We start from the raw sequence: 12,040 nt of genomic DNA, 5'->3' as shown, positions 1-12,040 counted from the left end.
TCCTAGCTTTATTAGGAATAATAATAGGAGCTTATCTAATTTATAAAAGTAAAAACAGGAACGCAATATAAAAGCTAAAAAGCCGATAGATGACTCTATCGGCTTTTTTTGAAAAGGGCTATATTAGTTTTGTCGTGCATAACAGAAGTTATAAACTAATATAGTATTAGGATTGCTATCAATCAAGCAATCAGATTCGAAAAAAAGACATTGTAAAAATAGATACTAGATGAGATAATCATCTATTGTTGTTGGTTAGTTATATGAAAAAGTAGATGTCTTATTTTCTTATAGCTAAAATATTGCGATATTGTGATAAGTACATGCACCATTTGATGCAAAGTTGCTTACATCTTTTTAAGAACGCGATTAAACGTATTGCGATGAATACCTAAATAAGAAGCGATATAGGAATAAGGAAAAAAAGTAAAGACTCTAGGGAAGTATCTTTGAAAAGCTTTTATTTTTTCAGTATTAGATTCATTTTGGAGTATTTCTATTTTTTGTATCGCTGTTTTAATGTTGTGTTTAGCAATAGCTTGTTCTATTAATTGAAAGAAAGGAAAGTAAGGGTATAATGCTTTAACTTCAGATAATACAATAGTATATAAAGTACATGGTTCATAGCATTTGATATACATATTAGAACGTTCATCCTTATGATAACTCTTATAATTAAAGACGATGCATTGATCGCCAGGATAATAGAATCCATGAATTTTTTCGGTTCCATCTTCTAGTATAGAATAAGCATATAGACTACCTTCAGTCAAGATACCAAGACGTTCACAAGGTTGGTTTTGTTCTAAAAACAGTTCTCCTTTTTTGAGACGAATAGTTGAAAATACAGTAGTTAAAGCCTCTAATTCTTTGTTGTCTAGAGATACTCCTTGCTCTTGAAGGTTAGTAAGTATGTTTTGGATAACCATAGAAGTAGCCTGATTAGTGAAAATGGACTATAAGCTAATTTACGCTTAAATAAGAGGTTAAACTATTTAAAATAGTTAAAATAGTATGTGATTTGTTGCGAATATTTTATGTTAGAGTGTTTATGATAAGTGCCTAAATAACGTTTTTCGAAGGCATAAACGCAATATGAATACTATTTTTAGTAGTTTAGTTGATAGAATAGAATTTGTAAGATATGAAAGTAAAGTACTGTTTGCCTAGAAAAGAGCTCAGCGCTATCGTAAGTAGATTCTGGTATGGGGAAGTTGAGTTAGCAGAAGGGGAAGGTCAAGGGCTATATCGCATAATTGCTTCGGGCAATACAGGGATCATTATACAGCTGTTTCAGAGTCAATCAGTATTATACAATAAGGGTAATCAAAAGGTCTTACCGAAGTCTTTTATCTATGGACAGAAGAGCGATAACCCATGTCTTAATTACTTTGCTCATAAAGCCACTGTATTGGGAGTAGATTTGCACCCTACTGCTTTTAAAAAGATATTCGGTCTTAATACTACAGAATTAACGAATACGCTAGCAGATGCAGAAGACCTCTTGCCAAGTGAAGTGTGCAGACAGCTTTATGAAAGTACATCTATCGAAGAAGCAATTAAAGTTTTAGAAAATCACTTCTTAAGATATGCTATAACACCTTCTAATCAAGAGATAGACTACATCATACAAAAGCTAAATAAGACTTGCGATCTAGCTAATACAGTAAGCTTAGCAGAGGAGGTGAATATGTCTAGGAGAAGTTTTCAAAGAAAGTTTAAGGAGATAGTAGGGGTAGATGCTTATACTTATAGTAGAATCATACGATTTCAAAAAGCATTACACTTCATGCAAAATAGTGAGGCTACTTTATTAACTCAGATAGCGTATAAGGTAGGCTATGCAGATCAATCTCACTTCGGGAGAGAATTTCGGGTATTCGTAGGAGAATCTCCTAAAGCATTTCTTCAAAACAGCCATTTTATGGATATTCCACTGATAGATGTGTCAGTACCATTTAGAATAATTGGCGTAGAATAAATTGGCGTTATCATTCTATTTTATGACTTAAAAGGAGTTGAATTTTGTTCAATTAATTTAATAGAAAGAATATGGTCAACATATATCATTTAAATGCTGTGGAGATTAATGCTCCTACAGGAGATAGCGCAATAGGGCATTGCACTGTCTTAGAAGTAGATAATAAATTAGTTTTAATAGATTCAGGAATAGGCGTACAGGATAACGATCCTGTACAATCTAGATTTTCCCCCGAATTAGTAACGGCTGTTGGACTTCGATTAGATCCTGCTCTGGCTGTATATGAGCAATTAAAACAACGAGGTCTGGATCCTAAAAAGGTGACGGATGTGGTGGTATCTCATCTAGACTGTGATCATATCTCAGGTGTTGTAGATTTTCCGAATGCTTGTTTACATGTAGCTTCTGAAGAGTATCATAATTACCAATCAGACAATCCTCGATATGTAAGGACGCTCTTACTCCATCAGCCTATTATAAAACAGTATAGTGCTACAGGAGAGCGATGGAGAGGGGTAGAAGTAAGAAGAGTACAGATAAAAGGTGTAGAGTTGTACTTGACTCCTTTGTTTGGACATACTTTAGGACATTGTGGCGTTATTTATCAGGTAGAAGAGCAGTGGTATTTTTATATAGGAGATGCCTATTATTTAAGAGAAGAACTCAGCAATCCAGATCATCCTGTACACCAATTAACAGAAGCTAGAGCAGATAACAATAGACAGCGATTAGAATCTTTAGCGCGTATAAAAGAGTTTAGAACTCAGTATCCAGAAGTTGTGATGTATGGCTATCACGATATGAAAGAGTTTTTAGAAGTATAGAATATAAAAAAGCACCTCTATAGAATATCTCTTTAGAAGTGCTTTTTTACTTTTATAAGAACGCAATATTACTCAGCTGAGTAGTCATCTAATATGTCTAAAGAAGGCACGAAGAACAGCGTTCCTGATATGGCTTTACTAAAGTCTAATATTCTATCATAGTTACCTGCTGGTTCTCCAATAAACATGTTTTTAAGCATTTTTTCTGTTGTACTGAAGGTAGATGCATAAGAGATAAAATAAGTTCCAGCTTGCCCTTTAGAAGGGTTAGCATAAGGCATATTCGCTCTAATGATTTTTAGTTCATTACCATTTTCATCTTCTATGGCTGTAAGGGCAGTATGCGAGTTGGCAGGCTTTTTATCTTCTTCCATCTCGATATCAGTAGCTTTATATCTACCGATTACTTTCTCTTGTTCTTCTGTAGATAAGTTGTCCCAATCCTTCATGAAATGAATATACTTTTGGACAAATAAGTAACTACCTCCTTTGTATTGAGGGTCTTCGTCTCCTACGATTGCGAAGTAATCTCGGTCTTCTCCTATAGGGTTCTCTGTACCGTCTACAAATCCTATGATCGCACGGCCATCCCAATATTTAAATCCTTGTACTTCATCTATACAGTCTGCTACAGGTAATAACACTTTAGATATCGCCATCGCCATATCATAACAGATAGCCGAATTAATAGCGCTTAAGTGTAGGTGTAGGTCTGCATCTGTAGATACAGCAGTATGTTTATCTCCTTTGATTTCTTCAAAAACTTTTAACTCTTTTGGTAGAGGGATAGGTAAGTCTAACTTTGACCAAGCGTTGTGGCTTACTCCTAAGATACAACTAGTAGGACCAGCGTTTACTCTAACTTTAAATGAATTGTTTAGGTTATTGACTAAGCCACATAAAGCTTCGAAGGCTTGTTTTATTTCAGCTCCTTCTTTAAACTTCCAAACTGAAAAAATAGTGTTGTTATTTGGATAATCTGTCACATTTTGTGCTTTCTGACTCATTTGTCTTTCTTTTTTTAACGATTAAACTAACTGTGTTTTGTAAAGGTATTTAAAATTTTGGCAATAGGTCAAGGATAGGGAGGTATTTAAAAAGGTTTTTAATGAGAATCTATCTATGTATGCGTGATATGATAAGGACAAGTTAAAAGGTTAGTATATTTATTGAGTTCTAGTAGTTTTGTATTCGATATAAGAAAAATTAGAGAAGTATGAATATTGTTTTATGGATTATAGTGAGCGTTGCTTTTATAGCGAGTATAATTATGTTTATCCCTTCTATTATGTCGATTGCGTCTCCTAAATCGAGTGTTGTCGGACGACGATATTACTGGTTAGATAAGGTATCGAGAGTTTTTTTTGTTTCAGTACTCTTTTACCCTCTTTTATTTTTAATAGCGGTAATGTGTGTTCGTTTTTGCGACTTACATGTTCTTCCTTGGTTATCTAGTTATGTTGTGCTCTCTCTATTTTTATTTTTTATTTGGAGTAAGTTAGATCAGAAATTAAGAGAGTAGGCTCACCAATAGAAGAGTTGTAAAACTGTTGTTTTTATAACTCTTTAATACCCTCTCATCCCTTGTAAAACCTATAAAAACGCCTTTATAAATAGTGCATATTGCGAATATTTATTATCACATATGTTAAAAAAATATTTTAACATTTCTGTACGGTTTGGTGCTTAGTTGTTTTTATTTTGAATAATAGTTTTGTATTTACTCTTCTTTATACATATTCTTTATAATATGCTCTGAAAAGATAGAGTATATCACGGATTATCGCAGTGCGTGAACTATTGGTGTATGTGACTTTTTTGTACCTTCTCATCACGATATGATAAATTATAAGGTTTTTAAAAATGTCTTTTTTAACAAAAACAGCTATATGAGACAGGGAGAATTCAAAAAAAAAGTCAACAAAAATAGTCCTGTAAAGCTGTTTTTCTTTCTTCTAACTTTCTTTCTTCTTTTGTGCATTCCTTTTTACAAGGAGATGATTTTGGAAGCGTCGTTTAACTTTTTCCCTTTAGTAGCTAATATTGTTTTACTTTCTTTATTGCCTTCCTTCTCCTATTCTTTGGTAAAAAGAGAGGCATATAAGCTCATCATCATCGGAATTGTATTTCTGATTGTAAATCTAGTAGAGCACAGCTTTAATTTATTAGAAATATCCTTGTTTAACCTTTATTGTGTGATGTATATTTTGTTTTTTTATTGTTATGCTAAAAAGATTACAATACAGAATAGATTTCAAAAAGGATATACGTGCTTTATTAATTATTTTCTCATATTTTATGTTGTACTTCTGAACGTTGGAATCGTTTTTGATAAGTTCTATCACAGTATACATACCGAGCAAATTATGTACTTTAATATAGGTATTAAGTTGATTATCTTATTTATCAGTATGCTTACTTTGTGTTCATATATGATAGCTGTATTAATGAAAAATAGAAAAGTATTAAGTGAAGATACTGTGGTACAATTAAAAGAGTATCTGAATTTTAAATAAACGGATATCATATATGTAGATTATAAGTTAGATAAAAGTAGTTGTGTTTCAATTCAGAATGGAATGAGAAAGACAAATTTTAGAAGATAACCATAAGGTTTAATTTCCAATAGAACTGTACATAAATTATATAAGCTCCCCCCAAGCGTTTAAATTATGATTTTATTATTCTTAATAGTATTACTTTTTGTTAGTTATGTCCTTATTTTTAGTCATAATATGTCCAAGGAGATTGGCGATAAAAAGGTGTTTTACCTCTCTTGTATTCTAGTAGTATTAGCCTTTTTAGTTTACTTCATTAAGCGAGATAAAATTGCTCTAAACTTCTCTCTAGGAGCTTTTTTAGGTTTGACTATAGGCCCATTATTACTGTTGTTATTAAAGGATAAGGAGAGTAAGATTTATTACCATTTTCTTCCTCTTATTATTTTTTCAGCAATAGATATTTTGAGTTTCTTTTTTGTGCCTTCTTTTTATTTGTGGTATTTGCCATTTGTAGATGATATTCTCTTTGCAACAGTAGCATTGAGCTGTATAATCTATGGAAGTTATGGCTACCTCTACGCAGTTCAAGAAGAACTCAGTTTTGAGCACAATAGTATTGTTATTTCCTATATCGTATTAGTCTTTAGTTGTGCTTTCTTTTTTGGATTACTTTTCTTTAAATCTCCTAAAGCATTAGATACGGATTATGTATATATGATATACTGTTTCTTTTTGATAGGAGTAGCTTTATTGACAGAACTCAACGTTGCTCTAAGCTGTAGAAAACAAAAAACAGATCCTAGTGCCTTAGATCAAATGGAGTATCTTATAAAAGGGGAGGGGAAGCAAGTAGTCTGGTCAGAATTCTTACAGGAGTTACCTGATGAGCATAGAGAGAATAAAAAAGAAGTAGAGTACACAGAGAAGCAAGAACGAATAGACATTATTCGCCAGAAGCTGTCTGAGGACCTGATAGAATCCAAACTTTATTTAGAGCCTAATCTAACCATCGATCAAGTGGCGACTGTCATTCGTATAAGTAAAAAAGAATTGGTGTCGTATTTTAAAAATGGGCATTCAGCTAATTTTAGACAGTATATTAATCGATTAAAAGTAGAGTATGCAGTTAATTTGATTCAAGAAAAAAATAAGGATATCACGGTAGAAGAACTAGCATTTTATTGTGGGTTTAATACTCGATTATCTTTTTATAGAGCCTTTGTTCAGTGGTATGGTTTTCCACCTTCAGCTTTATTAGATAAATAAAAATAGTCAGTTTTATTCTGATTAAAGCGGTATTCTACATAGAGTACCGCTTTTGTTTTTAGCATGTTTTTTTCGTTTTTTGATAAAAAAGTAGTAAACAGTGTCTTAAGATACTAATATCTACTTTTAGACAGGTTCTATTATGTAGAAACTTAAATAATAATGTTTTTAGTTGTTAAAAATATAAACTATGTAAGTGTGAGCTGTGCTTTTTTAATGTTTGATATTCTTAAAGTATGTACCATTAGACTTTAGATGAGGAGAGAGAGTCTTTTTTGATACATGGAATTAACATAAGGCTTCTAGTTTTGTTTTTCAAGTTTAAGTATATAAACACTCTTCAAATCCTATTTATTTAGATATTCATTTTTGTTAAATGTAGTTGAGTTTTACACTTTGGATAGTTTGTGGGCTAAAAAGAATATTTCAGAATCTTTATTGTGTCTATCAAAGTGATCAAAAAAAGTGAGGGGTTTTTTCTTTAAAAAAGATTTTATGTACAGAGTTTAATTGTTTCCCTATTTACAATTTATTATGGTTCTACTATTTTTGATTCTCCTTTTTTTTGTTAGCTATGTTGTTCTTTTTAGTTTTAATAAATCAAAACGCAATATAGATAAGAGGATTTTTTTTCTATGTTGTATTTTAGTTCTATCCTCTTTTCTAGTGTATCTAATAAAGAGAGATAAAGCTTTTTTTGACTTTCACTTAAGTGCTTATTTTGCTTTAACGATAGGCCCTCTATTGTTTTTACTATTATATAATGTCTCTATTAAGATATTATGGCATTTATTGCCTTTTATATTTTTTCCAGTATTCTATTTGTTATCTAAGCTATTTTTTCCTTATTCTGAATATTTACTTTTTTTAGATACGATACTGTATGTTTTGATAGCAGGAAGTTGTTTGTTGTATGGAAGTTATGGCTATTTATACATGATAAAACATGAGTTGGAGTTTAAAAAGAATAGCGTGGTTGTGAGTTATATTTTATTAGTGTTAAGTTGCTCTTTCTTCTACGGGGTGTTGACATTTAAGCCTATAGGAGTTTTTGATGTTGATTATATTTATATCTTCTATTGTCTTCTTTTGATTATTGTTGCTTTTTTAGATGCGATGAATAGTTATGTAATTAAGAATTGCAAAGGAAGATTAAAGATAAAAAGTGAAGCAATACAGTTGTTAATTGGGGAGCAAGAAGAATCAAACTTAGCAAGTCAACCAGAGCTTGGTGAGTCAGAAGCACCTATAAACTGTAAGGAAATAGAGGTAGTAGAAGTTTGTTTGGATACAAAGGAACTTCAATTGTCTATGGAGAAAGAACAGCGCATGATGGTTATTCGTCAGAAGTTGTTTGAACAATTAATCGAAAGTAAACTTTACTTGAATGTAGATTTGACCTTACAAAAGCTTTCTGAAGTCATAGAAATAGATAAGAAGGAATTGTCAGAGTACTTTAAAGAATCTAATTCTATAAGCTTTAGACAATATATAAACCGGCTAAGGGTAGAGTATGCAGTGGGATTAATTAAAGAAAAAAATAAGGATGTGACAGTAGAGGAGTTAACTAGTTTTTGTGGATTTAATACTAGGTTGTCTTTCTATCGTGCATTTGTTCAGGTATATGGTTTTCCTCCTTCTGCTTTATTGAGTAAGTAATGAAGATCTTAGACATTTTTTTAGAAGTACTACTTCTGAAATACTAAATAGCTTTGGATTTTAAAAGATAATATATGTTAAAATAAAAGATTAACATATGTGTTTTTAATTTTTATTTTGAGTTTTTTTATTGAATAATATTCTTTTTTTTTGTTTGTAAATGTATTTATATATTATTTATTAACTTTTTGAATTCATCTTTGTTTTTGATTTGTGCTGAATGACTGTTCGCGTAAAGTGACTTTTTGATAATTTTAAGTCTTAAGTTGTACAGGTGTTTATTTAATGTGAATTATTATATTAAAAAAAATATACGTAATGCGACTTATGTTTGTTAATAAAATAGCTAAGAAAGGTTTATCAGAGTACATACTTTATGTACTATTACTGGTTTTTATTACTTTCTGTTTAGTTTTCTGTACAAGTACGATAGGATGCATGGAGTTTAATATTTTTCCTTGGGTGGGTAGTATTATCTTAATTTCTCTTATTCCTATAGCCAATAATAGAATGGTATTGTCAGAGCTATATAGTATTTTAATGTTGGGAATAGCTGTTATTATTATACATACATTCTTTCATTTAGAGATTTGGTTAGAAGATTCATTGTTTAACTTTTTTAGTATTATGTATCTCTTGTTTTATTTTACTCGCATTAGTAGAATTAAAATTGAAGATAAAGTACATCAGGGATATATTCATTTTATTAATTTCTTTTTGTTGTTTGATTTCATACTTTTTAATGTAGATTCTTTATTAGGTTTATTATTCAGAGAGACTATAGCATTACATATAAAGTATATAGATATAGGAATAGATGTTGTTATTCTGTTTATTTCTTGTATTACTCTGTTTACTTTAATAATCAATAAATTAATATTGATAAAAGAGTCATTTACATATAAAATATCGAATAAAACGGATCTAGATGTAGAAGAAGTAAAAGACCAAATAATTACTGATCCCCCAGTAGTAGCCTTTACAGAGGAGGAGGTATTAATTGCAAAAAAGATTGCTGATTTTTTTGAACAAGACCTATCTTATTTAGAAAATGATTTTTCTTTGAGCAGATTATGCGAATTGATAATTGAGGATAACAGAAGTACGGTTAGTAGGGTAATTAATGACTGTTTAAATACAACATTTTATAAATTAGTAGGCAAATATAGGGTTAACCATGCCCTTAGATTATTAGAGAGAAAGGAAAATTGGACACTAGATGTAGTAGCAAATAGTTGTGGTTTTAAATCTGTAAATACTTTTAAAAAGCATTTTGTTGATTGTGTTGGAATAACACCTAATGAATATAGAATGGTTGGTTTTTAGATGATTTTTTTTTCTGGTAATGCTAGAGCATAATTACATATCTCCATATAGCTTAGTTATAAAGTAACTCTGTAAGTTTAGTTTAGGGGAGATTTATCCTTGTTTTAAAAGTAGATCTTAATTGTATAAGTGACAAACGGCTATCAATTTTTAATTGGTAGCCGTTTTTTTGTATAATCTATTTTCACATTGGAATAACACAAAAAAAAACTAATGAATTGACTCGTGCTAAAAAGATTTGTTCGGAAAAACAGGGTGTTTTCCGAAGAGTTTCCGAACAAACTCCGAACAAGCCCCGAACAAAACTTTTTTAATTAGAAAGTTTCTAGTCTCTTCATGACTAAAATTAGGACTTGGTAAGGAGGAATACGTAAAAGAAGGGAAAGAAATATATAGCCTATTACTCTTGTCTTTTTTGTAAGTAAACCAAACTTTCTTGATTTTCCTTACCTATTGTTCGCCTCTCTTTTTGTACTAATCAGCTTTATTAATTAAACAAAATGGAACCATTTTATGCAAAACTAAAAGGTAAGAGAGAAGTAGTGGTTAAATAGAACTGACATAATATTTCAAAACTAGTTTTTTATTTACTTTATTGATTTGTAGTGTGTTGTGTTTTTGTTTCATTCGTTAAAGCACGTATCAATACGTTTCATTTAATCATTTTCTTCCCTTTTTGATACAATTATTAACAATTGGTGCAAATATATTTGCTTGTCAATAATTCCTGAACAAGGAGTTAATTGTATTTCTATTCTTTAGTACTGTTTACGGAATAGGATGTAGTAATATAAATCAAGTATTGTTAGGTTAAAATAAATTGTAGAGAAATATATGAAAAAAAGAGTACTATCTGTAGCTGCTTTATTAGTAAGTAGTTTTGCTGCTAATGCACAAGTAGGGATTGGAACTTTGACTCCAAACAAATCGGCAGAGTTAACTATTGAATCAACCAATAGGGGGGTATTGATTCCACGTATTGCATTAAAAGACAGTAAAGATGTTGTTACAATTAGCGAATTTCCTAAAAATGGAATTAATAGCATGCTTGTGTACAATACTGCTACTGTTAAGAATGATTTGAAACCAGGATATTATTATTGGTATATCGATAAATGGAATCGATTAACTACTGTTGCAGATATTCCTGATGCTGTAATTAATAATTACCAAGAGATTTTCAATAATAAAAATATTGTTGAAGAGATTACTAATATCGTTAATACAACTAAAGGTAATGTTGTTTATGAAGGTGATAAATTATACTACATAAGCGATAATGGTGAAAAAGTAGAAATAAAAGAGAAAGTTACTAAGATAGAGTATGATGAAACTTCTGGAGATTATATTTTCTATAATGAGGATGCAATTGATAGAAAAGGAAATCCTATTCTAAATAAAGGGTATAGAATTAAACTTCCTAAGAGCATAATCAAAAACTTCAAGGAGATTGTTAACAATGAGGTAGTTAAGAAAGAACTGTATGAAGTAATTAACAACAGTTATGTAGGTGGGAATGTTTATTATGATGGAAATTCATTTACTTATGTAACCAAAGAAGGAGAAGTAAAGAATATTACATTTAACGATATCGTTAAAGGAAATGAAACAGTTACTACATTGGTGGATAATGGCAATGGAACATTTACATATACAAATGAAAAAGGAGATGCTGTTACTGTTGATTTAGCAAAGGGACCTAAAGGAGATAAAGGAGCTGATGGGAAGTCTGCTTTAGAAATTTGGCAAAGTTTACCTGGTAATGATGGAAAGGATGGAGAAGCTTTTATAGCTGCTATAAAAGGAGATAAGGGAGACAAAGGGGATACAGGCTTTAAATCAGAGTCACAACCAGGTCAGACAGGAGAACCAGGTAAACCAGGTGAAGCTGGAGGACCAGGCGAAGGAGTAACTATCGTTCACAATGATTCAGGAGTATGGGTATATGACCCAACAACAAATACGTGGACAAACATTTTAGGTCCTAAAGGAGACAAAGGAGATACAGGCTTCAAGTCAGAGTCACAACCAGGTCAGACAGGAGAACCAGGTAAACCAGGAGAAGCTGGAGGACCAGGCGAAGGAGTGACTATTGTACACAATGATTCAGGAGTATGGGTATATGACCCAACAACAAATACGTGGACAAATATCTTAGGTCCTAAAGGAGAAAAAGGAGACAAAGGGGATACAGGCTTTAAATCAGAGTCACAACCAGGTCAGACAGGAGAACCAGGTAAACCAGGTGAAGCTGGAGGACCAGGCGAAGGAGTAACTATCGTTCACAATGATTCAGGAGTATGGGTATATGACCCAACAACAAATACGTGGACAAATATCTTAGGTCCTAAAGGAGACAAAGGAGATACAGGCTTCAAGTCAGAGTCACAACCAGGTCAGACAGGAGAACCAGGTAAACCAGGCGAAGCTGGAGGACCAGGCGAAGGAGTGACTATTGTACACAATGATTCAGGAGTATGGGT

Annotated in this window: 8 protein-coding genes and 1 pseudogene; 7 read left to right on the top strand and 2 right to left on the bottom strand. The window is 31.6% G+C overall.

Features of this window, described 5'->3' with window-relative positions; genetic code table 11:
* Positions 1–347: 347 nt before the first annotated feature.
* The gene (locus AABL87_RS08935) at positions 348–929 is read right to left on the bottom strand and encodes a Crp/Fnr family transcriptional regulator (RefSeq protein WP_341277204.1); all 582 of its coding nucleotides are present in this window, start codon (positions 927–929) and stop codon (positions 348–350) included.
* Positions 930–1,144: 215 nt separating this feature from the next.
* On the opposite strand from AABL87_RS08935, the gene AABL87_RS08930 reads away from it, so the two are divergent.
* On the top strand, positions 1,145–1,981 hold the full coding sequence (locus AABL87_RS08930; protein ID WP_341277203.1) for an AraC family transcriptional regulator: 837 nt from the start codon (positions 1,145–1,147) through the stop codon (positions 1,979–1,981).
* A gap of 71 nt (positions 1,982–2,052) precedes the next feature.
* On the top strand, positions 2,053–2,805 hold the full coding sequence (locus AABL87_RS08925; RefSeq protein WP_341277202.1) for an MBL fold metallo-hydrolase: 753 nt from the start codon (positions 2,053–2,055) through the stop codon (positions 2,803–2,805).
* A gap of 68 nt (positions 2,806–2,873) precedes the next feature.
* Here AABL87_RS08925 and AABL87_RS08920 read toward each other — a convergent pair whose 3' ends face one another.
* On the bottom strand, positions 2,874–3,812 hold the full coding sequence (locus AABL87_RS08920; RefSeq protein ID WP_016649177.1) for a Dyp-type peroxidase: 939 nt from the start codon (positions 3,810–3,812) through the stop codon (positions 2,874–2,876).
* Between the two features lie 1,359 nt (positions 3,813–5,171).
* On the opposite strand from AABL87_RS08920, the gene AABL87_RS08915 reads away from it, so the two are divergent.
* From AABL87_RS08915 to AABL87_RS08895, 5 genes and pseudogenes are all read left to right on the top strand, one after another.
* Positions 5,172–5,321: a hypothetical protein gene (locus AABL87_RS08915; RefSeq protein ID WP_232297406.1), complete on the top strand. Its 150-nt coding sequence runs from the start codon at positions 5,172–5,174 to the stop codon at positions 5,319–5,321.
* Between the two features lie 219 nt (positions 5,322–5,540).
* Positions 5,541–6,572, top strand: coding sequence for a helix-turn-helix domain-containing protein (locus tag AABL87_RS08910; RefSeq protein WP_232297405.1), 1,032 nt, complete (start codon positions 5,541–5,543; stop codon positions 6,570–6,572).
* 978 nt (positions 6,573–7,550) lie between these two features.
* Positions 7,551–8,231, top strand: coding sequence for a helix-turn-helix domain-containing protein (locus AABL87_RS08905; protein WP_232297404.1), 681 nt, complete (start codon positions 7,551–7,553; stop codon positions 8,229–8,231).
* 438 nt (positions 8,232–8,669) lie between these two features.
* Positions 8,670–9,557, top strand: coding sequence for an AraC family transcriptional regulator (locus tag AABL87_RS08900; protein ID WP_232297403.1), 888 nt, complete (start codon positions 8,670–8,672; stop codon positions 9,555–9,557).
* A gap of 834 nt (positions 9,558–10,391) precedes the next feature.
* Positions 10,392–12,040 (top strand): annotated as a pseudogene (locus tag AABL87_RS08895) (hypothetical protein); the annotation flags it as partial.

This window comes from Myroides sp. C4067 (assembly GCF_038039665.1).
Lineage (GTDB): Bacteria > Bacteroidota > Bacteroidia > Flavobacteriales > Flavobacteriaceae > Flavobacterium > Flavobacterium odoratimimum.
This window is presented reverse-complemented; position numbering and strand designations above follow the sequence as displayed.

Coding starts and splice junctions, on each gene's coding strand:
- AABL87_RS08935 (WP_341277204.1), bottom strand. CDS start 929: ATGGTTATCCAAAACATACTTACTAACCTTCAAGAGCAAGGAGTATCT.
- AABL87_RS08930 (WP_341277203.1), top strand. CDS start 1,145: ATGAAAGTAAAGTACTGTTTGCCTAGAAAAGAGCTCAGCGCTATCGTA.
- AABL87_RS08925 (WP_341277202.1), top strand. CDS start 2,053: ATGGTCAACATATATCATTTAAATGCTGTGGAGATTAATGCTCCTACA.
- AABL87_RS08920 (WP_016649177.1), bottom strand. CDS start 3,812: ATGAGTCAGAAAGCACAAAATGTGACAGATTATCCAAATAACAACACT.
- AABL87_RS08915 (WP_232297406.1), top strand. CDS start 5,172: ATGTACTTTAATATAGGTATTAAGTTGATTATCTTATTTATCAGTATG.
- AABL87_RS08910 (WP_232297405.1), top strand. CDS start 5,541: ATGTCCAAGGAGATTGGCGATAAAAAGGTGTTTTACCTCTCTTGTATT.
- AABL87_RS08900 (WP_232297403.1), top strand. CDS start 8,670: ATGGAGTTTAATATTTTTCCTTGGGTGGGTAGTATTATCTTAATTTCT.